Genomic DNA, 24,185 nt, shown 5'->3' with positions numbered 1-24,185 from the left:
CGTGTTCGCGGGCCCGCCGTGGCCCCCCGTGATCGCGGACCCACACCTATGCAACTTACTCACGCTGTGCTCGGTTCCCGATTCCGGCGGTGAACGAGGCAGGATTGTGACCATGTCCAACACTCCCATGGCAGCGAGCCCGCTCACCCGGGCCGTACTCGAGATCGACGAGTACGTCTCCGGCCTCGGCTGGAACCAGCCCGCCCGCCTCTTCGCCCTCGTCGACACCGCACGGCTGCGGGCTCAGGAACCCGCGCTCGCGGCCCAGCTGGGCCTTGAGGGCGAGTCCGATTCCACCGGTCTCACCCCGATCGAGCAGGACGAGCTCCCGTCCGGCAAGCCGCTGGACGAGTTCCTCGGCACCATCGCCTGGCCCGACGCGGTGGCCGGCTGCGCGCTCTCGGTGGAGCGCCTGATGCTGCCGCCGTCCGCCGAGGCGCAGGTCCCGAAGAACCTGAGCGAGGCCAAGCTGGCCAAGTGGGTGGCCGAGCACCCCGAGCGCCAGGAGGTGCGCATGACGGTCGCCGTGCTGCGCGACGGCGGCCGGGAGTCGGCGCTGCGGCTGCGCGAGAAGGACTCCCCGACGGAGGTCCTGACGGGCCCTGACCTGGTGCCCGGCCTGGCGGAGGCCCTGGCGGCGACGTTCGCGGACTGACGACCGGCCCTTTGCCCTGGGATACGGCACTGGGGGCGCCCCTGCCCACAGGGGCGCCCCCAGCCGTGTCGCGGTCCGCTCAGCCCTTGGTGGTGCACTGGGGCAGCGCCGCGGTGTTCCCGCTGCGGATGTCCTTCAGCGCGCCGAGCGCGTCGCCGATCGTCTTGACCTTCACCAGCCTGAGTCCGCTCGGGGTGTCCTTGGCGGCGGCCGCGCAGTTGTCGGCCGGTGTCAGGAAGTACTGGGCGCCCTTGTCGCGCGCGCCGACGGTCTTCATCTCGATGCCGCCGATCGGCCCGACCGTGCCGTTGTCGTCGATGGTGCCGGTACCGGCGACGAACTTGCCGCCGGTCAGACTGCCCGGGGTCAGCTTGTCGTAGATGCCGAGCGCGAACATCAGACCGGCGCTGGGCCCGCCGACGTCGGCGAGCTTGATGTCGATGGTGAACGGGAAGGTGTGATCGGTCCCGGCGGAGATCCCGACGATGGCCCGCTTGGCGCCGCTGTCGTCGGAGGTGGTCGTGGTGATGGTGACGTTCTGGGTCTTCGTCGCCGTCTTGTGCGCCTTCTCGGCGGCGGCCTGCTCCTTGACGGGGACGACGGTGAAGACGACGTTCTGCCCGGGCTTGTGCTTGGTGACGAGCTTGGCGACGTCGGAGGGCTGCTTCACGGCCGTGCCGTCGACGGCCTTGATCACGTCACCGGCGTGCAGCCTGCCCTCGGCCGGCGAGTCCTTGACCACGGTGGACACGATCACCCAGGACTTCACCGGGATGCCCAGCTCCTTCAGGGCGGCGACCTTGGCGCTCTCCTGGGACTGGCTGAACTCCTCGGCGTTCTGCTGCGTGGACTGCTCCTCGGTCGTCCCGTTCGGGTAGAGCGTGTCGTGCGGGACGACCTTGGTGTCGCGGTCCAGCCAGCCGTAGACGGCCTCCACCAGGTTCATGCGGAAGTCGGCGCTGGTCACCCGGACGGTCGTCATGTTCAGGTTGCCGTCGGTCTTGTACGTCTGGTGCCCGGTGATCTGCAGCACCGGCTCGCCGTCGTGGTCCCCCAGCGTGTTCACGGTCGGGCCGGGGGACATCTCCGCGTACGGCACGGGGATGAGCACTCCCGCGCACAGGAGCGCGATCAGCATCAGGGTGGAGGCGAGCATCGTCGCGGTGCGGCGTGGCATGGAACGACAGTACGGGACGCCACTGTCAGCGCACCGTCAGGGCACCCCCGTCACGCGCCGTCGGCACCCGTGTGGGACTTCTCCATGGCTTCGCGGAACCGGGCATAGCCGTCCAGCTCGGGACCGTCGCCGCGCGCCCTACGCGTCCGATTGGCCCAACTGCCCCACAGTCCGCCGCCGACCCCGGCCACAAGCGGAATCAGCAGCCAGACAAGCGCCCCCATGCCGACCTCCCAACGCCATGAGCGTCCGCAACTGACCGATCAGCAGATTAACCATCCGCACTGACAACGCTCACGCGAGGGGGGCGGTTACGCAACCGGAGGTTTAGGTGTGCTCCGGGTGACGAATGTCAGCAGGCCCCGACCCATTCCTCGGTACCGTCGGAGAACTTCTGGTGCTTCCAAATGGGTACTTCGTGTTTGAGGTCGTCGATCAACTTGCGGCAGGCGTCGAAGGCCTCGGCCCGGTGCGGACAGGCCACACCGACGACCACGGCGAGATCCCCCACCCGCAGGTCCCCCACCCGGTGCACGGCGGCCAGCGCCCGCACCGGATACTCGGCCACGACCTTCTCGGCGATCCGCCGCATCTCGGCCTCGGCACTCGGGTGGCAGGAATAGCCCAGCGCGTCCACGTCGGCGCCCGAGTCGTGATTCCGCACGGTCCCCACGAACAGCGCGACGCCCCCGGCCGCGTCGTCCCCGACGGCCTGGAACACCTCGTCCACGGAGAGCGCGGTCTCCCGGACGCCGATCAACTTGATGGGATCCCGCGCCGCCTGCTCACCGGGGTGCTCGTTGCCGTGTGCCATACCCCCATCGTGCCGCACGCCTGTGACAACGGGGAATACGAGTTTCACCAGGCACGCGCGCGGGGCTCCTTGGAGTCTCCTACAGGGCTACGCGCGCCGCCGTGCCTTCCGGGCCCGCCGTACGACGGCTGCCGCACCCAGCAGAGCCACCGTGGCCCCGGCGGCACCCGCGGCGGTGGCGTCCTTGCGGCCGAGGCGCCGGCCGGCCACCGTGTGCCGTCCGGAAACCTCCTCCAGCAGCTCCGCGAGCACCTCCTCGTTGGTCCACCGCGGCCGCCACCCGGCGTCGTGCAACCGGCTCCCGCTGACCACCCAGGGATACATCGTGTACGCCAGGTCCCCCGCCGGGGACGGCGTGAGCCCGATCCGGTGCAGCCGGGCCGCCGCGCCGAGCGCGACCGCCGAGGGCAGCTCCATCCGCCGGATCCCGCTCAGCTCCTCGACCTCCTCCTGCTCCAGCCACCCGTCGCAGCCGACGGCCAGTTCCCCGTCGACCTTCTCCAGGACGGCGTACTCCAGGGCGCTGCACAGGTCCTCCACGTGGCAGAACTGCCACGCCGGCCGCGATCCGGCGACGACGAGCAGCCGTGGCGACTCGAAGTACCGGGTCAGGGCGGTGTCCGTACCCCCGACCAGCACGGCGGGCCGTACGACGGTGACGTTCAGTCCCGGATGCGCCCGCGGCGCCCGCCGCGCCAGCCGCTCGATCTCCAGCAGGTCCCCGACCCCGGTGGCCTCCGCGGTCGCGCGCAGCTCGGCGTCCTCCGAAAGGGGCAGCTCGTTGTCCGGGAGTGCGCCGTAGACCATCGCCGAGGTGCACAGCACGACCCGGTGCACGCCGGCCGCCGCGGCGGCCGTGAGGACGGTCTGGGTCCCCCGGACGTTGTAGGCGGTACGAGCGGCCGCGTCGCTTCCGAGGTCCAGGTCGAGCGCCAGGTGCACCACCACGTGCGCACCCCGCAGCTTGTCCGCGATGGCGGGGTCGCGCACGTCGAGGATGTGCCACTCGGCGGCGGCGCACTCCCCGCGCCGCTCGTCGATGGCGACGACCTGCTTGATCTCCTCACACGCGGCGAGCCGCTCCGTGAGCAGGGCGCCGACTCCGGTGGCGGCGCCGGTGACCGCGACGACGGGTCCGCGCACGGCGGAAGGGGTTGAGGGGTTTCGCGCTGCGCGAACCTGCGGATCTGGGGAACTCACCGGGCGTCTCCAGCGGTTGTCTTCAGTACGAGCGCGAGTGACGCGTACGTACCAGGTGCATCCATCCTGCCGCAGGCCTACCGTGGGCGAAGCACCGAGGCCCGATCGGGTCCGGGTGTCTACGCTGGGTGGTGTTGTCGGGCAGCCGCGCCGCCGGAGAGAACCGGCGGCCTTACCAGCCGAGGAATCCCGTGAGTGACACCCCATTCGGATTCGGCCTTCCGCCGGAGGAGCCGGAAGACGGCGACGAGGGCAAGAAGAAGGACCAGCAGAGCGGTGGTGGGCAGGGACCGGCCAACCCGTTCGGCTTCGGCGGCCTGCCCGGGGCCGAGGGCTTTGGCGGCCCCGGCGCCGACAATCCGCTCGCAGCCATGTTCGGGTCCCTGAACCCCACCGATCTGGGCGCCGCGTTCCAGCAGCTGGGCCAGATGCTCTCCTACGAGGGCGGCCCGGTGAACTGGGACATGGCCAAGCAGATCGCCCGCCAGACGGTCGCCCAGGGCACCCCGGACGGCACGAAGGACGCCAGCGTGGGCGAGGCCGAGCGCAAGGCGGTCGAGGAGGCCGTCCGCCTGGCCGACCTGTGGCTGGACGACGTGACGTCCCTGCCGTCGGGCTCGGCCTCGGCGGTGGCCTGGTCCCGCGCGGAGTGGGTCGAGGCGACCCTGCCCGCCTGGCAGGAGCTGGTCGACCCGGTCGCCGAGCGGGTCGGCGCGGCCATGGGCGACGTCCTGCCAGAGGAGATGCAGGCCATGGCGGGCCCGCTGATCGGCATGATGCGCTCGATGGGCGGCGCCATGTTCGGCACACAGATCGGGCAGGCCGTCGGCGTGCTCGCGGGCGAGGTCGTCGGCTCCACCGACATCGGCCTGCCGCTCGGCCCGGCCGGCAAGGCCGCGCTGCTCCCGGCCAACGTGGAGGCCTTCGGCAAGGACCTCGGCGTGCCCCAGGAGGAGGTGCGGCTGTACCTGGCCCTGCGCGAGGCCGCCCACCAGCGCCTCTTCGCGCACGTGCCGTGGCTGCGCTCGCACCTGTTCGGCGCGGTCGACGGGTACGCGCGCGGGATCAAGGTCGACACGGCCAAGCTGGAGGACGTGGTCGGCCAGTTCGACCCGCAGAATCCCGAGCAGCTGCAGGACGCGCTCCAGCAGGGCATGTTCCAGCCCGAGGACACCCCGGAGCAGAAGGCCGCCCTGGCCCGTCTGGAGACCGCTCTGGCGCTCGTCGAGGGCTGGGTGGACGCCGTGGTCCACGCGGCCGCCAAGCCGCGTCTGTCGTCCGCCGACGCCCTGCGCGAGACCCTGCGCCGCCGCCGTGCCACGGGCGGCCCGGCGGAGCAGACGTTCGCCACGCTGATCGGCCTGGAGCTGCGCCCGCGCCGGCTGCGCGACGCCTCCCGCCTGTGGGCCTCGCTCACCGACGCGCGCGGGGTCGACGGCCGGGACGGCCTGTGGGCCCACCCGGACATGCTGCCGACGGCGACCGACCTGGACGACCCGGACGGCTTCGTGCACCGCGAGCAGCTGGACTTCTCCGAGCTGGACAAGATGCTCGGGGAGGCGGCGGGCGGTTCCGCCGGGAAGCCGAACCTGAAGAAGGACGACGGCAAGGGCGACGGCAAGGGCGACGACACCGAGTGAGCCTCCACGACGACGCGGTCCTCGTCCTGAAGGGGTACGAGGGCCAGGACGAGCTGCGCCAGGCCTACCTGGACCATCTGGCGGCCCACCCGGACGGCGTGTGGAAGGCCTGCCACGCGGGTCATGTCACGGCGAGTGCCCTGGTGGTCGACCCCGAGCACGGCCGGGTCCTGCTCACCTTGCACAAGAAGCTGCGGATGTGGCTGCAGATGGGCGGCCACTGCGAGCCGGGCGACGCCTCGCTCGCGGCGGCGGCCCTGCGCGAGGCCACCGAGGAGTCCGGCGTCCCGGGGCTGAGCCTGCTGCCCGGCGGCCCGGTCCGCCTGGACCGGCACCCGATCCCGGCGCCGTGTCACTGGCACTACGACGTCCAGTACGCGGCCCTGGCCCCGGCGGGCGCCGAGCACGCGATCAGCGACGAGTCACTGGACCTGCGCTGGTTCGCCTACGACGAGGTCGCGGATGTGGCCGACGAGTCGGTCGTACGCCTGCTGGAAGCGACCCGCGCGCGCCTCTGAGCCGCAGGCATGTGTAAGGGGCGCCCGACCATGCGGGCGCCCCTTACGTCGGTTTACCGGACGCTCAGCTCCAGACGTTCCCCTGGTTCTGCCCGCGCGCCCCCTGCTGCCCCATGCCGAACTGCGCGGCGAGGCCCTGCCCGATCACCGCGTTCTGCGGCGGCAGCAGCTCGCTGGGCTGGACGAGCGCGAACCCGGAGCCCATGAAGCTCAGCTCCCAGCCCTCACCGGTGTTGCCGCGCCGCCGCCACACTCCGGAGGAATGCGTCTGGGCCTGCATCTGCACGCGGAGCCCGGTGGACCAGGCGACGATCGCGTCCGCGTCGCAGTTGACGTACTTGTCGGGCGTGACCTGCATCAGCAGCGGCGCACCCGAGGTCATCAGGGCGACCCTGCCGCGCCCGGTGATGTTCAGCTGGTACTTCCCGGAGCCGGAGATGCCGTAGAGGCTGTCGACGGCGATGACCTCGTAGTGCAGCGAGGAGTCCATGGCGAGGACGTAGGAGCTGTCGACGGTCAGCCCGTCCTGCTCGACGTCCATGATGTGCACGTGCTGGGCGAGGTTGGCGAGATACACCGTGCCCTGCCCGTGGCAGCGCATCAGGTCCAGGCCCTCGCCGGTGTACGCCTGCGCGCGCGCCTGGTTGTTGCTGCGGTACTCGGCGTCGAACTCGACCAGGCCCTGGTAGGCGACCATGGTGCCCTTGCGGGCGAGGATGTCGTCGTGGCCCTCCAGGACGACGCGGAGCAGCTGCGAGTTCTGCAGGCTCCAGCGCTCCTGCGTCTGGAGGTCGTTGTGCGCGAAAAGCGGGCTCTGCATGGCTTTCTGGTTCCCCCTCAGCCCCGGATCCGGATGCGGTCGGTGCTGTCCTCGCTGGGCTGGACGACGACGATGCCCTGGCCGGAGAAGGCCATCTGGTAGGCCTCACCGCTGCCCCGGCCGATCAGCGACTGCGCCTTGAAGCTGCGCTTGCCCTTCACCTTCAGGTTGGGCGACCAGGCGACGAGCGCGTCCGGGTCGACGTACGTCTCGTCCTCGCCGCCGCCGCAGTCGACGACGATCGGCTTGCCCCGGGAGGTCAGCGCGACCCAGCCCTGCCCGGAGATCCTGGTGTTCCACAGACCCTGCCCGGCGAACTTCGCGAGCCCCTTCACCCGCTCCACGCCCCAGCTGAGGTGGGCGTCGAAGGCGAGCAGGTTGGTGGCGTTGACGGAGATGCCGTCGCCGTTGAGGTTGATCACGACGACGTTCGCGCCGTAGTCGGCGAGGTAGAGCAGGCCGTCGCCGGTGCACTTCATCAGGGGCGCGCCCTCGCCGGTGATCCAGTCGCGGGCGATCTGGCGGACGGCCGGCGGGTTGGGCTCGTACTGGATGAAGCCTTCGTAGGCGACCATCGAGCCCACGCGCGCGAGGAGGTCGTTCCCGGTCTGCATGGCGACCTTCAGCATGTGGCTGCCGTGGTTCTCCATGCGGGCGGTGACGGGTGCGGGGGCGTAGCCCGCGAGCGGTTGGTTCATGACGGGCTCCCTTTAGACCTCGTACGGCTGGACGACGATGAAGTTGCCGGGCGCACCCCGGAACTGGAGGTTGACGCTCTCTCCGGTGTCGCCCGGGTAGGCGTTGCGGCGCATGCGGACCTGGCTGGATACGATCACCTGGGAGGCGGCCGACCAGGCGACGACGGCGTTGCAGTCGGCGAAGGTGGTCGGCGTGACCGGCAGGACCACGGGCGTGCCGTGCGTCTTGACGACGATCGTGCCGGTGCCCTGGAACTGCATGGTGAACAGCGCACCACCGGGGATGCCGTGACCCTCGATGCGGCGTACCTCGTACTGCAGGGTCTCGTCGAAGGCGAGGACGTTCTCGGCGGAGACGCAGATCGCGTCGCCCTGCAGTTCGACGGGGTGCAGGTGGGTGGCGTTCTCGGCGAGGAACACCTGGCCCTGGCCGGTGCAGCGCATCAACTGCATCTCCTGGCCGGTGGCGCCTCCGACGATCCGCCCGGCGAACCCGGCGCCCTTGTAACCGAAGTCGACCTTGCCCTGGTAGAGCACCATGCTGCCCTGCTTGGCCAGTACGGGCTGCCCGCCGATACCGAGGTCGACGCGGATGAGCTTCTTGTTCTGCTGCGTCCAGCGCTGCCCGGTCGGCGTCTCCTTGAACGCCTGGAGCGCGGCCGACACACCGGCACCGCCCTGCGGGGCGGCCTGCGGCACCCCGTAGCCGCCGGGCTGCTGGCCGGGAACCTGCCCGTAGCCCGGCGGCATGGGCGCGGTGGGCTGGCCGCCGTAGGAGGGCGGCTGCTGGCCGTAGCCCGGGGGCACCGGCGCGCCGGGCTGACCGCCGTAGGACGGCTGCTGCTGCGGCTGACCGTACGGCTGCTGCGGCTGGCCGTAGGGCTGCTGGGGCGGCTGGCCGTACGGCGCGGGGGCCGGGGCGGGCGGATGGACGGTGCCGCCGGCGGGCGGGGCCAGGGGAGCGATGACCGTCGGCGCGCCGTGCACGTTCGGCGCGGGGGCCGGGGCCGGGGGCGAAGTCTGGCCGGGCGGGGTCTGGCCGGGCTGCGGCGTGAAGCCCTGCGGGGGCGTGGCTCCCGGCGGCGGGGCGAAGCCCTGTGCGGCGGGCTGCGGCGCGGGGGCCGGGGCGGGCGCAGGGGCCGGCGCCGGGACGGGCGCAGGCGCGGGGGTCGCCGGGGCGGCGAACGCGGGCGGGGCGAAGCCGGGGGCGGCGCCGGTCTGCGGCTGCTGCGGGGCGGCGGGTGCCTCCTCCTCCAGCACCTCGCCGCCGAAGTTCTTCAGCAGCGCCTCCAGGCCGCCGTCGAAGCCCTGCCCGACCGCGGCGAACCGCCAGACGTCCTTGAAGTAGAGGTCACCGAGCATCACGGCTCGCTCGGTGGAGAACTCCGTGCCGTTGAAGGAGTACCGGGCGACCTCCTCGCCGCCCGCCACGATGCGCAGATAGCCGGGGGCGATCTGCGACATCTGCCCGGTGCCGTCGAGGGTCGCCGTGAAGGAGAGCTTGCGGATGTGCGACGGAATGCGGTCCAGCGTGACCCGGAACGACTCCGTGTCACCCGCCTGGGCACCCAGCAGCTGGATGGACTCCTCCGGGGACTTCGGCTGGTTGAAGAAGACGAAGTACCGGTCGTCCGAGAGGCGCTCGTCGGCGTCCAGACCGAAGCAGCTGATGTCGAAGGTCAGTCCGGGGGCGGAGATCTGCACACCTACGTACAGATCTGTGCCCACCGTGAGGTCACTGACCCTGGCCTTGTGGCCGCGTTGGAATTCCCTGGCCATGCGTAACGACCGTCCCCCATCCCGAATGTGAGTGCGTCGCGCCAGGCTAACGGCAAAGTCCGACATCGGACGCAGCCGGTACAGACCCGGTACACAACCGCACCCGTAGCCGGACGCCCGGCGCCCGGCTCACTCCCCGCGCGCCCCCGGGACATGCGGCAGCCGTTCCGCGGCGACGACGCCTTCGAGGTAGCCGCGGGCCCGCTCGGTGCGCGGGTACGCCTCCAGCAGCCGCCAGAAGTCGGGCCCGTGACCGGGGACCAGCAGATGGGCCAGCTCATGGCAGAGGACGTAGTCGATGACGTACTCGGGCATCCCCTGCAGCCGGTGCGAGAGCCGGATGCTGCCCTCGGCCGGGGTGCACGAACCCCAGCGGGTGTTCTGGTTGGTGACCCAGCGCACGGAGGCGGGGCGGGCCCGGCCGTCGAAGCACTGCGCCGACAGCCGCTCGGCACGCTCGGCCAGTTCGGCGTCGCCGAGCACCCGCTTGCTCTCCTGGGCGGCGAGTTTGTCGAGCATGACGGTGATCCAGCGCTGTTCCTCCGCCTTCGACATCCGGGCGGGGATCAGTACGACGGTGCGATCGCCCTCGCGGTACGCGGAGACCGTCCGGCGTCGCCGGGAACTCCTGCGGACCTCGATCGCGCTCGCCCCCGAGCCGCCGGGCGGCTGGCTCGTCGTGCTGCGCTGTGGCTTTCCGGCGCGGTGCAGTGGGTCGGCGGGCACGCCCCGACGTTACCCGCTGGGCATGGCCAAAGTCCCGGCTCCGGGAGGGTTCGATGCCGATCCCCCACCATGCGTTTGATTCCTATGACTCCTACGACTGATCCGCACATCCGTTTTATCCGGCCGCACAAGACCGGTTCACCGCATCCACAAGTCTGATTTAGGTGCGTTTATCCGATCGATTTGTCAGCTTCGCCGGATCGGCTCGGCGAACTCCGCCCGACCGCCCTAGATCGTCTTATATGACGAAACCCCCGGCCTGTGGATAACCCTCGGCGCCGGACGGACAGGTGCGGCATGCTGACAGGCGTCGGCGGGGCACGACGGGCTCCACCGGCGACCAGATGTCGACCAGATGTTCGGGATGCTTTCAACGGATACGGGGGCCAGACATGCATCCGATGATGAAGCCCGCGCTGCGGCGCGGCTGGCGTGATCGCGACACCGTGCAGTTCGGGATGACCCCGGCGCACGCGCTGACGCTGGGACCGATGGACCCGGCGACGCGCGACTTCCTGGATCTGCTCAACGGCACGCGCGGGCTGCCGCTGCTGCGCGAGGAGGGGCGCCGCATGGACCTCCCGGCCGGCCAGGTCGACACCATGCTGGAGCGGCTGACCCGCGCGGGCCTGGTCGACGACGCGCGCGGCGGCGGACCGGCCGCGGACGCGCTGCGCGAAAAGACCGACGTCCTGCGGCGGCTGCGCCCCGACCTCGCCGCACTGTCCCTGACCACGGCCGAGCCGGGAGCCGCACTGGCCCGGCTCGCCGCCCGCCGCGCGCTGCGCGTGCGGGTGCGCGGCGCGGGTCGGGTCGGCGCCGTACTGGCGTCGGCGCTGTCGGGCGCCGGAGTCGGCGAGGTCGACGTGAGCGACGTGGGACGCGTGGAGCCGTGGGACGTGGCACCGGGCGGACTGCCCGCCGAGGCGATCGGCGAGCGCCGGGACACCGCCGCGCGGGCCGCCGTGCGCCGCGCCGCGCCCGAGCGCCCACCGCGCCACGCCCACTCCCCCGGCTCCGGCGCCCAGGACCCCGGACTCGCCCTGGTGATCCTCGCGCCCCGGGACGACGTGGCCGTGCACGCACCCGACCCGGCCGACGCCGAGCCGCTCATGGCCTCGGGAACGCCGCACCTGTACGCCGGTGTCGTCGAAGGCACCGGTGTCGTCGGACCGCTCGTCCTGCCCGGTGAGTCGGGCTGCGCCGGCTGTCTGCACCTCGGCCGCAGGGACCGGGACCCGGCCTGGCTCCGGCTGACCGCCCAGTGGCGCTGCGCCAGGTCCCGCCGGGTCGGAGCCTGCGATCTGACGCTGGCCACGGCGGTCGCCGGACTGGCCGCGGCGCACGCGCTGGCCTTCCTCGACGGCGAGTCGCCGTCCAGCACGGGCACCCGCTGGGAGGTGTCCACGCCCGGCCTGGACTGGCACTCCCGACCGGTCCGGCCGCATCCGGCATGCGGGTGCGGCGCGGCGCAGAGAGGTAAGAAGGGGGAACACTCCTCAACCGGCGGCGGGCCGCGCGAGACAATGGCGGTGCAACGGCCGTCGACGGAGCGGCGACGCAAGGCGGGCGCGGCGCGGCCGACTGGGACTTGGAGGGCGCATGTCTGATCTTCCCCGGAAGGCGGTCACCCGTACCGCCAAGCTCGCCGCGCTCCCGCTCGGCATCGCCGGCCGGGCGACCTGGGGGCTGGGCAAGCGAATCGTGGGCGAGTCCGCGGAGATCGTCGGCCGGGAACTGCAACAGCGCACGGCGGAGCAGCTGTTCAAAGTGCTGGGCGAGCTGAAGGGCGGTGCGATGAAGTTCGGGCAGGCCCTGTCCGTCTTCGAGTCCGCACTGCCCGAGGAGATCGCCGGGCCCTACCGCGCGGCCCTGACCAAGCTCCAGGAGGCGGCGCCCCCGATGCCGACCCGCACGGTGCACGCCGTGCTCGAGCAGCGACTGGGCCCGGACTGGCGAGAACTGTTCGAGGAGTTCGAGGACAAGCCCGCCGCCGCGGCCTCGATCGGGCAGGTGCACCGGGCCGTGTGGCACGACGGCCGCGAGGTGGCGGTCAAGGTGCAGTACCCGGGCGCCGGCGAGGCCCTGCTCTCCGACCTGGGTCAACTGAGCCGATTCGCCCGCCTGTTGGGGCCGCTGATTCCCGGGATGGACATCAAGCCGCTCATCGCGGAGCTGAAGGACCGCGTCTCCGAGGAGCTGGACTACGGCCTGGAGGCACAGGCCCAGACCGCTCACGCGGAGGAGTTCGCCGACGACCCGGACGTGGTGGTCCCGGCCGTGGTGCACCAGTGCGAGCAGGTCCTGGTGACCGAGTGGATCGACGGCATCCCGCTGTCGGAGGTGATCTCGGCAGGTACGCAGGAGCAGCGCGACCGGGCCGGCCAGCTCCTGGCACGGTTCCTCTTCTCCGGCCCGGCCCGCACCGGCCTGCTGCACGCCGACCCGCATCCCGGCAACTTCCGGCTGCTGCCCGGCGGCCCGGACGGCGAGGACGACTGGCGCCTGGGCGTCCTGGACTTCGGCACGGTCGACCGGCTGCCCGGCGGACTGCCGTTGCCGATCGGCTTCTCCCTCCGCATGACCCTGGCCGGCGAAGCCGAGACGGTCTATGAACTCCTCTGCGAGGAAGGGTTCGTGAAGGAGTCCATAGAGCTGGACCCCGACGCGGTCCTCGACTATCTGCTGCCGATCATCGAACCGGCCCGGGCCGAGGCGTTCACCTTCACCCGCGCCTGGATGCGCAACCAGGCCGCCCGCATCGCCGACCCCCGCTCCCCCGCCTACCAGCTGGGCAAGCGGCTCAACCTGCCGCCGGCCTATCTGCTGATCCACCGGGTGACCCTGAGCACGATCGGCGTGCTCTGCCAACTGGGTGCAACCGTCCGGCTCCGCGAGGAACTGGAGGAGTGGCTGCCGGGCTTCGTCCCGGAGGACGATCCGACGGAGGAGGAGACGGCGGCAGAGGCCTGACCGCCCCGAAGGCCACAGGGCTCACCACCACGCCGAGTCCAGCCGCCCCTCGATCGCCCTCAGATTCTCCCTGGAGCAGGCGTCGCAGAAGTACTGGCGGACGCCGTTCTCCACGGAGCAGGTCCAGGTGGCCGGCGGGGGGCCGTCGGCCGGGGTGCCGCAGCGGGCGCACACGAGCATGCGGTGCTCCGGGGTGGAGCCGCCCTGATCGCTTCCTCCGGGAAGACTCGTCACCCGGCGACGATAACTCCGTGGGCGGTTGATCGCCTGCGCAACGCACCGCGGGGGCCGGTCCGTTCGGCCGGACCGGCCCCCGCGCAGAAGGCTTCGCCTCCCGGGCCGGGAGGCCACCGCTTCTCAGGTGTGATCGTTACTGCATGACCGCCATGGCGAGCGCGCGGCGGGCACGCAGCGAGGCGCGCTCGGCCCGGCGCTGCATCCGCTGGGCGGCCGCCAGGCGCACGGCCCGGCGTTCCCGCGCGGCTTCATGGAGTCGGTCGTGCATATGCGCACGAGCCAGGGCTTCTTGCATGAGTTGCATCTCTCGGGTCCTGTTCTGGCGCGCTTCACTCGCGCCGGCGGTGGTGACGTCTGGAGTCGCGGAGCCTGCGGGCTCGCTGGTGGACGGCTTCATCGGGGCCTGCTTCTTGGGGTCGTGCGTGAGGGGACGGTCGATCGTTCCTGCGGTGTTCATGCCGTGACCGGGTTCTTCCGCGGGCGACCACGCGGCCGCTTCCGGGCGACGACGACACCCTGGACGAACAGCTCGCCACCCCAGACGCCCCAGGGCTCACGCCGCTCCTTGGCGCCGGCGAGGCAGGCCTCGATCAGCGGGCAGGTGCGGCAGAGGGACTTGGCGTACTCCACGTCCGCCGGCGACTCGGCGAAGAAGACCTCCGGGTCGTAGGAGCGGCAGGGGACGGGTACGCCGAGGTTCTCGATGGCGTCGTCGAGCGCGGTGAGCGCGGTGAGGGGGGTCAAGGTGGAGTCCTCCGTGAGGCCGGGCGGGGGGATCGTTTGCGAAGGCGGTACGGACGGGGCGTGCGCTTCGAGTTGCACGGTTGGTCTTCCTCGTCTGGTCGTTCCGGCCGGTTGACCGGGTGTCGGCTAGGTACCGGGTTCTTTTCTTGTCCCGAGGCCCCCTCGGTCCGTCGTCCCCGTTCGGGGAAAACAGAAGGGCCGCGGATCCCGGATGGGGTTCCGCGGCCCTGAAGGCGCCGGCCTGATCGGATCAGGCTGGATCACTCCAGGGTTTTGGCCCACGGAAGGCCCACATCTGGTGGTGCTGCGTCGTCAGCTTCCGGAATCCGGCACCGGCCGCCGCAAAGGCATAGGCCTGCGCCTGTGCCGCTACCGCTTCCAGTGCCTTGGTCGGTCGCTCATTGCGCTCACGGACGGGGAGGCCCGTGAGGGCGAGGGAGGACGCCGGACGCTCGGCACGAATGCCGGACAGACCGGTGCCCTGGTGAGAGGCGCCGAGCATGCACGCGGAGACGGTCGAGCGATCGGTCAGTTTGGCCGTGCTGATGGTGCTGGTGTTGATGCTGATCACTGGACTCGCCTCCTCTCGGCGTCTCTGGGGACTGGGGTGAGCCAGTCCGCTCGGATATGCAAGTACAACACGGAGGCGGGGCCTTGGAGAAGGCCGCTGCTTCCGTGCCTAGAACCTATGGGGATTGCTGGGGCATGCGCAAACTATTTTTTCGACGAGTTCGTATCAGTCGCCGCCGCCGACTTCCCCAACCTCGCGACCTGCACAGATGGCCAGAACATCGGTTCCGTAGCTGCGCAGCTTGCGGCTGAGGACACCGGGGATGCGGGAGAGCTCGGCGGGACTCTCCGGCCGTGCCTCGGCGATGGCCATCAGGGTGCGGTCGGTGAAGACGCAGAAGTCCGGCTGTCCGCTGCGCTCGGCCTGGCCCGCCCGCCACTCCCGCAGCCGTTCGTAGAGCCCTTCGTCCATGTCCGAGGGGCAGTCCTCGCAGCGCATCAGCTTCATTTCACCCGCGTCGGTGAGGGTGCGGCCGCAGACCCGGCAGCGGGCGGGGGTGCGCTGCGCGCGCCGGGGAGCGAGGGCGGCACCCGCGGCTTTCCCGGGCTCGACGCCTCCGGTGGCGCCGCTGCCGGTGCGGCCGACGGTGGCGGTGGTGCCGGGACGCAGCCCGTCGAGGAAGCGGCTCGGCCGGCGGTTGGGGCGACCGCCCGGCGAGCGGGACAGGGCCCAGGAAACATGGAGCCGTTCTCGAGCGCGGGTGACTCCGACGTAGAGGAGCCGGCGTTCCTCCTCGATCTGTTCGTCGGTCTTGGCGTAGGTGATGGGCAGCATGCCCTCGGCGATGCCGACGAGGAAGACGACGTCCCACTCCAGTCCCTTGGCGGCGTGTAGGGAGGCGAGGGTGACGCCCTGGACGGTCGGGGCGTGCTGGGCGTTCGCCCGTTCGTCCAGTTCGGTCACGAAGTCGCCGAGGGTGGCGCCGGGGCGGGCGGCGGCGAGGTCCTGGGCGAGGTTGACCAGGGCGGCGAGGGATTCCCAGCGCTCTCTGACGGCGCCGGAGCCGGCCGGGGGCTCGGTGGTCCAGCCTTCCCCGGACAGGACGGCACGCACCTGGGAGGGCAGGTCCACGACGTCGTCCAGCAGCGAGTCGTTGCCGCCGAAGCGGGCCGCGCCGCGCAGGGCGATGCCGGCCTTGCGCACCTCGGGCCGGTCAAAGAAGCGCTCGGCGCCGCGCAGCTGGTAGGGGACTCCGGCGTCGGCGAGGGCCTGCTCGTAGGTCTCGGACTGGGCGTTCGTGCGGAACAGGACGGCGATCTCGGCGGCCGGGACGCCCGCGTCGATCAGCTCGCGGATGCGGCGGGCGGCGCCTTCGGCCTCGGCGGGCTCGTCGGTGTACTCGGTGTGGACCGGCTCGGGGCCGGGGGCGCGCTGGGAGACCAGTTCCAGCCGGTGGTCGGCGGCGCGGCCGCGGGCCTGGGCGAGCAGTCCGTTGGCGAGGTGGACCACCTGGGGGGTGGAGCGGTAGTCGCGGACGAGTTTGACGACGGTGGCGCGGGGGTGCCGGGTACGGAAGTCGAGGAGGTGGTCGGGTGTTGCGCCCGTGAACGAGTAGATGGTCTGGCTGGCATCGCCGACGACGCACAGGTTGTCGCGGTCGCCGAGCCACAGCTCCAGCAGCCGCTGCTGCAGGGGGCTGACGTCCTGGTACTCGTCGACGACGAAGTGCTGGTACTGCGCGCGGACCTGTTCGGCGATGTCGTGCCGGTCCTGCAGGATGGCGACGGTCAGCAGCAGGACGTCTTCGAAGTCGATCACCGCGCGGTCGCGTTTGAGGTCTTCGTAGGCCGCGTAGAGGTGGGAGATCTCGGCGGGGTCTCGCGGGGTCTCGCGTCCGGCCTTCGCAGCCGCGTACGGGTAGTCGGCGGGGATGGTCTGGGTGACCTTGGACCACTCGATCTCGGCGGTGACGTCCCGCAGCTCGCCCCGGTCGAGCCGGGTGCCCTGGATTGCGGCCGCGTCGGCGACGAGCTGGATCTTGCGGTCGATGAGCCGGGGCATGCCGCCACCGATCGCTTTCGGCCAGAAGTACTGGAGCTGGCGCAGGGCGGCGGAGTGGAAGGTGCGGGCCTGGACGCCATGCGCGCCGAGCTGGCGCAGCCGGCCTCGCATCTCTCCGGCGGCGCGGTTGGTGAAGGTGACGGCGAGCACGCTGGACGGCTGGAGGATGCCGGCCCGTACTCCGTAGGCGATGCGGTGCGTGATCGCCCGGGTCTTGCCGGTGCCCGCTCCGGCCAGGACGCACACCGGGCCGTGCAGGGCGGTGGCCACCGCGCGCTGCTCGGGGTCGAGCCCTTCGAGCACCGCGTCGGCCGAGTCCGGTGCCTGCGGGAAGAGGGTGGAGTGCGTTGCTGCTGTCACACCGCCATGCTGCCAGGTCGCCCGGGACTGCCGGGTCGGTTGTCCACAGGCGGGCACCGATAGTCGTATGAATGCGGCAGGCGTCACAGCCGTCTGTGGATACCTCGGCGGGAATGGCGGGCGGCTGGCGTACGTTCTTTCCCCGGACGAACTTTTCGAGCTGCCTGAGGAGCGCGAGACATGCAGGGCACTGTGACGATGTACAGCACGACTTGGTGCGGCTACTGCCGGCGGCTGAAGAGCCAGCTCGACCGCGAGGGCATCGGCTACACCGAGATCAACATCGAGCAGGACCCCGAGTCCGCCGCTTTCGTTGAGAAGGCGAATGGCGGAAACCAGACGGTCCCGACCGTTCTCTTCGCCGATGGCTCCACGCTGACGAACCCGTCGCTGGCCCAGGTGAAGCAGAAGCTCGCCGCATGATGCTCCGCGGATTTCCGCGGTGACCACGGCAGGGCGGCCCCTGATCCCTCAGGGGCCGCCCTGCCGTGTCTTGTCCCACACCGCGGTGTAGCGCCAGAGCAGGTGGCGGCGGAATCGGCAGCCCGGCAGCAGGTGGCGGGCGGCCTTGCGGACCTCGCCCCAGTGCATCGTGGAGTCCTCGACGGGCATTCCGGCCGGGCCGTGCTTGCCGCCGCGCAGCCGGCGGTACAGCAGGCTCGCGGGCACCCCGCAGCCGCTGATCACCCAGTCCAGCGGGGTGTGGTTGTACGCCATCCCCACGACGACCAGCCGCCCGCCGGGTGCGACCAGACGGGTCAGGCCGGCGATCGCGTCCTCGAAGGGGGCGTGGTGCACGACGGCGACCGCGCTGACGAAGTCGTATCCGCCTTCCGGGAGCGCGCTGCCGTCGAGGTAGTCGGCCTCGACGAAGGTGACGTTCTGGGGCTGCTGTGCGCGGGCCTGCCGGATCATCTCCGGCGAGCGGTCCACGCCCGTCACCTTCGCCGCCCGAGCCGCGAGTTTGCGGGCCAGCAGCCCGTCGCCGCAGCCGACGTCCAGGGCCGCGCCGCAGCCGTCGGGTACGGCGGCCAGCACGGCGCGGTGGTAGTGGACGTTGTGGTTCCAGTACGGGTCGCCGGGCACCGGTGGTTCCTCAGACGAAGCTGCGCGTCGGCAGCGGCTTGCCGTACCACATCTCGATCAGGCGGGCCGCGATGGAGATGCCGTAGGGCGGCAGCACCTCACCGGATTCGAAGGCTTCGTGCAGTTCCTCGCGGGAGAACCAGCGGGCTTCGTGGATCTCGTCGCCGTCGACGTCGATCTCGGTGGAGGTGGCGCGGGCCATGAAGCCGAGCATCAGGCTGGACGGGAAGGGCCAGGGCTGGCTGGCCACGTACTCCACGGGACCGACGGTGACACCGACCTCCTCGGACACCTCGCGGCGCACCGCCTGCTCGATGGACTCGCCGGGTTCGACGAAGCCGGCGAGCGTGGAGAAGCGGCCCTCGGGCCAGTGGACCTGGCGGCCGAGCAGGATGCGGTCGTCCGCGTCGGTCACGGCCATGATCACGGCGGGGTCGGTGCGCGGGTAGTGCTCGGCGCCGCAGGCCGGGCAGCGGCGGATGTGGCCGGCGGCGGCGATGACCGTCCGTTCGCCGCAGCGGGAGCAGAAGCGGTGGGTGCGCTGCCAGTTCTCCAGGCCGACCGCGTGCACCATGAGTCCGCAGTCGCGCGGCGACAGCAGCAGGCCCGCCTCCCGCAGCCCGGCGGGACGCGCGGACTGGTCGATACGGCCGGGCAGCGCGTCCTTCTGGAGCGCGAAGTAGCTGACGCCGTCCTCGTCGATGCCCAGGAAGTAGCGGTGCGCCTCGGTGAGCGGGGCTTCGAAGGACGGTGTCATGACGAGTTCGGTCCGGCCGTCCGGGGTCTCGTCGATGAGTACCTGACCGCCGGAGACCACGAAGCAGCGGGTCGTCGGGTGGCTCCAGGCCGCCGCGAGCCAGGCCTCGTCCAGCCGGTGGTGGGCGGCGCGGTCGATGCCGCTCGGGGCGGTCAGTGAGATGGGTCGATCGGCTGTGTCGTCGGTCCAGGTGGTCACGGGTGCTTCCAACTCCCCCAGTGCAGCGGTTCGTTCGACGGGCGGTTCGGCGGGACGTACGGCAGGAGGCACCGGGCGCTGGCTGGGCGGTCGGGGCGGTCGTTCCAGTGTGCCCCGCACGCGGTGCCCTCCCGTGCGTCGTCGGCGGGTCAGGGCGTGCGGCGCCAGTGCTCGGCCAGGTCGCTCCACAGGTAGGCGCTGGTTTCGACGCCCTTGAGGAGGAGGTCCAGCTCGACCTTTTCGTTCGGGGCGTGCCAGCCGTCGGAGGGGACGGAGATGCCCAGGAAGAGCACGGGGGCGCCGAGGACTTCCTGGAGGTCGGCGGCGGGTCCGGAGCCGCCCTCGCGGGTGAAGCGGACCGGTCTTTCGAAGGCGCGGCTCATGGCGCGGACCACGGACTGCAGCGCGGGGTGGTCGAGCGGTGTCAGGCACGGACGCGTGGCTGCGCCGAAGACGATCTCGTACCGGATCCCGGCGGGCACCTGCGTCTCGGCCCAGGCGCGGACGGCCTTCTCGAGATGGTCGGGGTCCTGGCCGGCGACCAGCCGGAAGGACAGCTTCACGATGGCCGTGGACGGGATGATCGTCTTGCTGCCGGGGCCCTGGTAGCCGCCGCCGATGCCGTTGACCTCGGCGGTCGGGCGGGCCCAGATGCGTTCGAGGGTGCTGTAGCCGGCCTCGCCATGGGTGGCGTGGGACTTGGCGGTGCCCAGCCAGCGCTTCTCGTCGAAGGGCAGCTCGGCGAACAGCTCGCGCTCGCGGTCGGTCAGCTCCACGATGCCGTCGTAGAAGCCGGGGATCGCCACGCGTGCGTGCTCGTCGTGCAGGGCTGCGACCAGGCGGGCGGCGGCGGTGGCCGGGTTGGGCACGGCGCCGCCGAAGGAGCCGGAGTGGATGTCCTGGTCGGGGCCGTACAGCCGGATCTCGCACTCGGCGAGGCCACGCATGCCGGTGCAGACGGTCGGGGTGTCCTCGGACCACATGCCGGTGTCGGAGACGATCACGGCGTCGGCGGCGAGCCGGGACGCGTGCTCCTCGACGAGCGCCCGGAAGTGCGGAGAGCCGGACTCCTCCTCGCCCTCGATCAGCAGCTTCAGGTTGACCGCGGGGGCGGTGCGGCCGGTGGCGGCGAGGTGGGCACGGACGCCGAGTGTGTGGAAGAGCACCTGCCCCTTGTCGTCGGCCGCCCCGCGCGCGTAGAGACGGTTTCCGCGGACGACGGGCTCGAAGGGGGCGCTGTCCCAGCCGTCCTCACGGGCGGCGGGCTGCACGTCGTGGTGGCCATAGACGAGGACGGTGGGTGCCTCGGGGTCGTCCGAGGGCCACTCGGCGAAGACGGCCGGGGCGCCGGGGGTCAGCCAGACCTCGGTGGTCGGGAAGCCGGTCTCCTTGAGCTGGGCGGCGAGCCAGTCGGCGCTGCGCCGCACGTCGGGCGCGTGGTCGGGCTGGGCCGACACGGAGGGGATGCGCAGCCATGCCGCGAGGTCGTCGAGGAACGCGGTGCGGTGCTGCTCGATGTACGTGCGGACGGCGCTGTCCGGGGTCTGGCTCATGCTCACGAGCCTATCGGCCCGCACTGACATCCTCGGCGGGCGGTTCGTCACACTCAGGTTGTCGGATGTGCCACTCCGGCGTCTTCCGTGAGGAGCCGTTCCAGGGCGGCCCGGTCCGGCAGGTCGTGCGGACGTACGACCTCGCCGCTGCGGACGTACAGGAAGGCGGCCGTGACCGCCTCGGGCGGTACGCCCTGCTGCTCGGCCCAAGCCAGCCGGTACACGGCGAGCTGGAGCGGGTCGGCGGTGCGGGTGCGGCTGGTTTTCCAGTCGACGATCTCGTATGTCACCTCGTCGCCGTCGCCGTGCTTGTAGACGGCGTCGATCCGGCCCCGTACGACGCGGCCGGCGAGGGTGAGCTGGAAGGGGGCCTCGACCCGGTAGGGGGTGCGCCGGGCGTATTCGCTGCGTTCGAAGGCCTCCTTCAGGGCTTCCAGGTCGTGTTCGTCGGTGATCTCGGCATCGGTGCCGGGCAGCTCGTCGGGTTCCAGCAGGGGCAGCGTCAGTTCCTCGAAGCGGGCTTCGACCCAGGCGTGGAAGCGGGTGCCCCGGCGCGCGGCCGGTTGCGGGGGGCGCGGCATGGGGCGTGCGAGTTCCTGTGCGAGCCCGTCCGGGTCCTCGGCCAGGCTCAGCAGCTGGGATGCGGTGAGCGTGGCGGGCAGCGGGACGTCGGTGACGGCCTGCCGGGCGCGCAGCAGCTCTCCGGTGAGCGCGTCCAGGTCCCGGTCCCAGGAGGCGATGGTGCGGGCCTCCTCGGGGGTGAGGGCGGTGTCGTACTGCGCCTCGGCGGGGCGGTGCCGGGGGGCGGGCACCTGGTGCGGGACCGTGGGCCGGCCGGCGCTGGAGGCGTCCCGGTGGGCGGGGGCGTCCGGGGCGGGGGCATCCCTGTCGTACGGCGGTTCCTCGTCGCCGAACGGGTCCTCGTCGCCGAACGGGTCCTCGTCGTAGGGGAAGTCCGCGTCATGCTCGTCGTACGGCTCCTCGCCGTAGGGGTCGTCGTCCGGGGGCGGGGGCCAGTCCGGGTCGTCGGGGGCGGCGGGGTCCTGGGCGGCCGGCGGGTGGCCGGGGTCCTGGGCGGCGAGGGCGTCCAGGTGGGTGAGGACGGTCTCGGCGGCCGCGCGGCGGCGGGCCAGGGCGGCGGCGTCCAGCGGGAGCGGCCACACCTGGTCGCCGCCGGCTGTGTGCAGGGCGGGATTCTCCTCGTCCTCGGCGGGCTCCTCGGCCCACGCCTCTATCTCGCCGTGTCCGGCGGCGCAGTGGTCGTGGAGGGCCTGGAGGAAGTCGGAGGGGCCGCGCGGCTTCTTCTGGCTGGGGCCCCACCAGTGGCCGGAACCGAGGAGGAGGGAGCGGGGGCGGGTGAAGGTGACGTAGCCGAGGCGGAGCTCCTCGGTGTGCTGGTGGTCCTTCATGGCCTCGTGGAAGGCCTTCATGCCGCGCGCGTCCCAGCTGTCGACGTCGGGCAGGGTGTCGGTGTCGCCGCGCAGGGCGTGCGGCACCACCTTGGCCTGCGCCGTCCACTTCTCGCGGCCCTGTGCGCTGGGGAACGTGCCTTTGACCAGTCCGGGTACGGCCACGACGTCCCACTCCAGGCCCTTGGACTTGTGGGCGGTGAGCACCTTGACGGTGTTCTCGCCGCCGGGCAGGGCGTTGTCGAGGCCTTTCTCGTACTGCGCGGCGGTGCGCAGGAAGCCGAGGAAGGCGAGCAGGGTGGCCTCCGCGTCGCTCGCCGCGAAGGACGCGGCGATGTCCAGGAAGTTGGACAGGGTCTCGCGGCGGCGGGCGGCCAGGGCGTGCGGGGACGCCGACAGCTCCACCTCCAGGCCGGTGACGGCGAGCACGCGGTGCAGGACGTCCATCAGCGGGTCGGACAGCGAACGGCGCAGGTCGCGCAGCTCGGCGGCAAGGCGCGCGAAGCGCACGCGCGCGTCCGGCGAGAACGGCAGCCCGTCGTCGTCCCCCTCGCTGTCCATCGGGGCTTCGAGGAAGGTGTCGAGGGCGTCCGCGAGCGATATCACCTCGGCCGGGTCGACGCCCTCGACGGCCGCGGCGAGCCGGCGGTCCGGGTCGTCGGTGTCGTCCACGCGCGCGTGGGCGACCAGCAGGCGGGCGCGGCGGCCCAGCAGGGCGAGGTCGCGGGGGCCGATGCGCCAGCGCGGTCCGGTCAGCAGGCGCACCAGGGAGGCGTTGGCGCCGGGGTCCTGCAGGACCTCGCAGACGGCGACGAGGTCGGCGACCTCGGGCAGGTGCAGCAGCCCGGACAGGCCGACCACCTCGACGGGGATGTCCCGGGCCACGAGGGCGCCCTGGATCTCGGCGAAGTCGGTCGCCGTGCGGCACAGCACGGCGATCTCGCCGGGGGCCGTGCCGGTGTGCACGAGGTGGGCGATGGAGCCGGCAATCCAGTCGATCTCCTCGGCATGGGTGGGCAGCAGGGCGCAGCGGACCGTGCCGTCGTACTCGGCGCCGGGGGCCGGGCGCAGGGCCTCCACGCCCGCGTGCATGGCGCGCAGGGGCCCGGCGAGGCCGTTGGCGAGGTCGAGGAGGCGGCCGCCGCTGCGGCGGTTCTCGCTGAGCGCCTGACGGGTGGCGGGGCTGCCGTCGGCGTGCGCGAAGTGCGCGGGGAAGTCGTCCAGGTTGGCGACGGAGGCGCCGCGCCAGCCGTAGATGGCCTGGCAGGGGTCGCCGACCGCGGTCACCGGATGGCCCGTACCGCCGCCGAACAGGCCCGCCAGCAGGACGCGTTGGGCCACGGAGGTGTCCTGGTACTCGTCCAGGAGCACCACGCGGAACTCCTCGCGCAGCAGCCGGCCCACCTCGGGGATGCGGGCGAGGCGGGCGGACAGGGCGATCTGGTCGCCGAAGTCGAGCAGGTCGCGCTCGCGCTTGGCGACCCGGTAGCGCCGGACGAGGTCGGCCAGCTCACGGCGGGCTGCGGCCGTCTCGGGGACCTTGCGCAGGTCGGCGTTGGTGAGCTTGGCGCCCTCCAGGGCGTGCAGCAGGTCGGCGTCCCAGGCGCGCAGCTCCTCGGGGCCGACGAGGTGTTCGGCGAGTTCGGAGTCGAGGGCGAGGAGGTCGCTGACGAGGTCGGCGAAGGAGCGGGTCAGCGCGGGGTAGGGGCCGGGGGCCTCGCGCAGTACGCGCGCGGCGAGCTGGTAGCGGGTGGCGTCGGCGAGCAGCCGGGAGGTGGGCTCCAGGCCGAGGCGCAGGCCGTGGTCGGTCAGGAGGCGGCCGGCGAAGGCGTGGTACGTCGAGATGACCGGCTCGCCGGGCGGGTTGTCCGGGTCGATGACATCGGGGTCGGTGACGCCGGCCTTGATCAGTGCCTTGCGGACGCGTTCGGCCAGTTCACCAGCGGCCTTGTTGGTGAAGGTCAGGCCGAGGACCTGTTCGGGTGCGACCTGGCCGGTGCCGACCAGCCAGACCACGCGGGCGGCCATCACGGTGGTCTTGCCCGACCCGGCTCCGGCCACGATCACCTGCGGGGCTGGCGGCGCGGTGATGCAGGCCGTCTGCTCCGGGGTGAACGGGATGCCGAGGAGCTCTTTGAGCTGCTCGGGGTCGGTGATACGGGCGGACATGTCGAAAGAGGCTAGCGGCGAGGACTGACAGCCGGGCGCGGACCGGCCGTCCGGGGAGGAAGAGACGCAGGTCAGCGCGTGGGGTGCCGTGCGTCACTCC

At 71.9% G+C, this 24,185-nt stretch carries 23 protein-coding genes; 6 read left to right on the top strand and 17 right to left on the bottom strand.

The annotated features are described in order from the left end of the window. The first annotated feature begins 112 nt into the window (after positions 1-112). Positions 113-655, top strand: coding sequence for a PPA1309 family protein (locus ACWC0C_RS11805; RefSeq protein ID WP_449200677.1), 543 nt, complete (start codon positions 113-115; stop codon positions 653-655). A gap of 79 nt (positions 656-734) precedes the next feature. On the opposite strand, the gene ACWC0C_RS11800 is transcribed toward ACWC0C_RS11805, so the two are convergent. From ACWC0C_RS11800 to ACWC0C_RS11785, 4 genes are all read right to left on the bottom strand, one after another. Then, positions 735-1,832 carry a YlbL family protein gene (locus tag ACWC0C_RS11800; protein ID WP_449200676.1) on the bottom strand — a complete coding sequence of 366 codons (1,098 nt, stop codon included), beginning with the start codon at positions 1,830-1,832 and terminating at the stop codon, positions 735-737. Positions 1,833-1,882: 50 nt separating this feature from the next. Further along, positions 1,883-2,056, bottom strand: coding sequence for a hypothetical protein (locus tag ACWC0C_RS11795; RefSeq protein ID WP_450863465.1), 174 nt, complete (start codon positions 2,054-2,056; stop codon positions 1,883-1,885). 128 nt (positions 2,057-2,184) lie between these two features. Next, on the bottom strand, positions 2,185-2,646 hold the full coding sequence (locus ACWC0C_RS11790) for a molybdenum cofactor biosynthesis protein MoaE (protein WP_450863464.1): 462 nt from the start codon (positions 2,644-2,646) through the stop codon (positions 2,185-2,187). An 87-nt stretch (positions 2,647-2,733) separates the two neighbouring features. Continuing rightward, positions 2,734-3,846, bottom strand: coding sequence for an SDR family oxidoreductase (locus tag ACWC0C_RS11785; protein ID WP_449200674.1), 1,113 nt, complete (start codon positions 3,844-3,846; stop codon positions 2,734-2,736). Positions 3,847-4,037: 191 nt separating this feature from the next. Between ACWC0C_RS11785 and ACWC0C_RS11780 the strand changes: the two genes are divergently transcribed. Both ACWC0C_RS11780 and ACWC0C_RS11775 read left to right on the top strand, forming a co-directional pair. Next, positions 4,038-5,486: a zinc-dependent metalloprotease gene (locus ACWC0C_RS11780; RefSeq protein ID WP_450863462.1), complete on the top strand. Its 1,449-nt coding sequence runs from the start codon at positions 4,038-4,040 to the stop codon at positions 5,484-5,486. Next, positions 5,483-6,004 carry an NUDIX hydrolase gene (locus tag ACWC0C_RS11775; RefSeq protein ID WP_449200672.1) on the top strand — a complete coding sequence of 174 codons (522 nt, stop codon included), beginning with the start codon at positions 5,483-5,485 and terminating at the stop codon, positions 6,002-6,004. Before ACWC0C_RS11780 ends, ACWC0C_RS11775 begins: the two co-directional genes overlap by 4 nt. 64 nt (positions 6,005-6,068) lie before the next feature. On the opposite strand, the gene ACWC0C_RS11770 is transcribed toward ACWC0C_RS11775, so the two are convergent. The 4 genes from ACWC0C_RS11770 to ACWC0C_RS11755 all read right to left on the bottom strand — a co-directional run bounded on the left by ACWC0C_RS11770 (position 6,069) and on the right by ACWC0C_RS11755 (position 10,027). Beyond that, complete coding sequence (locus ACWC0C_RS11770) at positions 6,069-6,824, bottom strand: AIM24 family protein (protein ID WP_450863459.1); 756 nt, start codon at positions 6,822-6,824, stop codon at positions 6,069-6,071. A 17-nt stretch (positions 6,825-6,841) separates the two neighbouring features. Further along, positions 6,842-7,522: an AIM24 family protein gene (locus ACWC0C_RS11765; protein ID WP_067128921.1), complete on the bottom strand. Its 681-nt coding sequence runs from the start codon at positions 7,520-7,522 to the stop codon at positions 6,842-6,844. Positions 7,523-7,534: 12 nt separating this feature from the next. Then, positions 7,535-9,301 (bottom strand): TerD family protein, encoded by a 1,767-nt coding sequence (locus ACWC0C_RS11760; RefSeq protein WP_450863457.1) that lies wholly within the window; start codon positions 9,299-9,301, stop codon positions 7,535-7,537. 129 nt (positions 9,302-9,430) lie between these two features. Further along, positions 9,431-10,027, bottom strand: a complete 597-nt coding sequence (locus ACWC0C_RS11755) for a M48 metallopeptidase family protein (RefSeq protein WP_449200669.1) — start codon at positions 10,025-10,027, stop codon at positions 9,431-9,433. A 392-nt stretch (positions 10,028-10,419) separates the two neighbouring features. Here ACWC0C_RS11755 and ACWC0C_RS11750 point away from each other — a divergent pair, with 392 nt between their 5' ends. Further along, on the top strand, positions 10,420-11,637 hold the full coding sequence (locus tag ACWC0C_RS11750; protein WP_450863454.1) for a TOMM precursor leader peptide-binding protein: 1,218 nt from the start codon (positions 10,420-10,422) through the stop codon (positions 11,635-11,637). After that, positions 11,630-13,000: an ABC1 kinase family protein gene (locus tag ACWC0C_RS11745; RefSeq protein ID WP_449200667.1), complete on the top strand. Its 1,371-nt coding sequence runs from the start codon at positions 11,630-11,632 to the stop codon at positions 12,998-13,000. Before ACWC0C_RS11750 ends, ACWC0C_RS11745 begins: the two co-directional genes overlap by 8 nt. A gap of 21 nt (positions 13,001-13,021) precedes the next feature. Here the strand turns inward: ACWC0C_RS11745 and ACWC0C_RS11740 are convergent, their stop codons facing one another. The 5 genes from ACWC0C_RS11740 to ACWC0C_RS11720 all read right to left on the bottom strand — a co-directional run bounded on the left by ACWC0C_RS11740 (position 13,022) and on the right by ACWC0C_RS11720 (position 16,970). Continuing rightward, positions 13,022-13,234 carry a hypothetical protein gene (locus ACWC0C_RS11740; RefSeq protein ID WP_450863452.1) on the bottom strand — a complete coding sequence of 71 codons (213 nt, stop codon included), beginning with the start codon at positions 13,232-13,234 and terminating at the stop codon, positions 13,022-13,024. Positions 13,235-13,370: 136 nt separating this feature from the next. Next, positions 13,371-13,694 carry a hypothetical protein gene (locus tag ACWC0C_RS11735; protein WP_449200665.1) on the bottom strand — a complete coding sequence of 108 codons (324 nt, stop codon included), beginning with the start codon at positions 13,692-13,694 and terminating at the stop codon, positions 13,371-13,373. Next, complete coding sequence (locus ACWC0C_RS11730) at positions 13,691-14,059, bottom strand: WhiB family transcriptional regulator (RefSeq protein ID WP_023546912.1); 369 nt, start codon at positions 14,057-14,059, stop codon at positions 13,691-13,693. The genes ACWC0C_RS11735 and ACWC0C_RS11730 overlap by 4 nt, the downstream gene beginning before the upstream one ends. A 172-nt stretch (positions 14,060-14,231) precedes the next feature. Beyond that, on the bottom strand, positions 14,232-14,552 hold the full coding sequence (locus ACWC0C_RS11725; RefSeq protein ID WP_449200664.1) for a hypothetical protein: 321 nt from the start codon (positions 14,550-14,552) through the stop codon (positions 14,232-14,234). A 165-nt stretch (positions 14,553-14,717) separates the two neighbouring features. Next, entirely contained in the window at positions 14,718-16,970 is a 2,253-nt protein-coding gene (locus ACWC0C_RS11720; RefSeq protein WP_450863449.1) for an ATP-dependent DNA helicase UvrD2, read from the bottom strand. A 123-nt stretch (positions 16,971-17,093) separates the two neighbouring features. Between ACWC0C_RS11720 and ACWC0C_RS11715 the strand changes: the two genes are divergently transcribed. Beyond that, positions 17,094-17,336, top strand: a complete 243-nt coding sequence (locus ACWC0C_RS11715) for a mycoredoxin (protein WP_449200662.1) — start codon at positions 17,094-17,096, stop codon at positions 17,334-17,336. Positions 17,337-17,384: 48 nt separating this feature from the next. Here ACWC0C_RS11715 and ACWC0C_RS11710 read toward each other — a convergent pair whose 3' ends face one another. The 4 genes from ACWC0C_RS11710 to ACWC0C_RS11695 form a co-directional block, all read right to left on the bottom strand. Further along, positions 17,385-17,999: a class I SAM-dependent methyltransferase gene (locus ACWC0C_RS11710; protein WP_450863447.1), complete on the bottom strand. Its 615-nt coding sequence runs from the start codon at positions 17,997-17,999 to the stop codon at positions 17,385-17,387. A 10-nt stretch (positions 18,000-18,009) separates the two neighbouring features. Beyond that, positions 18,010-18,954: an NAD(+) diphosphatase gene (gene nudC / locus ACWC0C_RS11705; protein ID WP_449200660.1), complete on the bottom strand. Its 945-nt coding sequence runs from the start codon at positions 18,952-18,954 to the stop codon at positions 18,010-18,012. 149 nt (positions 18,955-19,103) lie between these two features. Continuing rightward, positions 19,104-20,507 carry a dipeptidase gene (locus ACWC0C_RS11700; protein WP_450863445.1) on the bottom strand — a complete coding sequence of 468 codons (1,404 nt, stop codon included), beginning with the start codon at positions 20,505-20,507 and terminating at the stop codon, positions 19,104-19,106. Between the two features lie 53 nt (positions 20,508-20,560). Continuing rightward, positions 20,561-24,085 (bottom strand): UvrD-helicase domain-containing protein, encoded by a 3,525-nt coding sequence (locus tag ACWC0C_RS11695; protein WP_450863444.1) that lies wholly within the window; start codon positions 24,083-24,085, stop codon positions 20,561-20,563. Between the last annotated feature and the right edge of the window lie 100 nt (positions 24,086-24,185).

The sequence above is a fragment of the Streptomyces sp. NPDC001709 genome (assembly GCF_053596375.1).
Note: the sequence above shows the minus strand (reverse complement) of the source record. Positions and strands in the feature narration are given on the sequence as shown.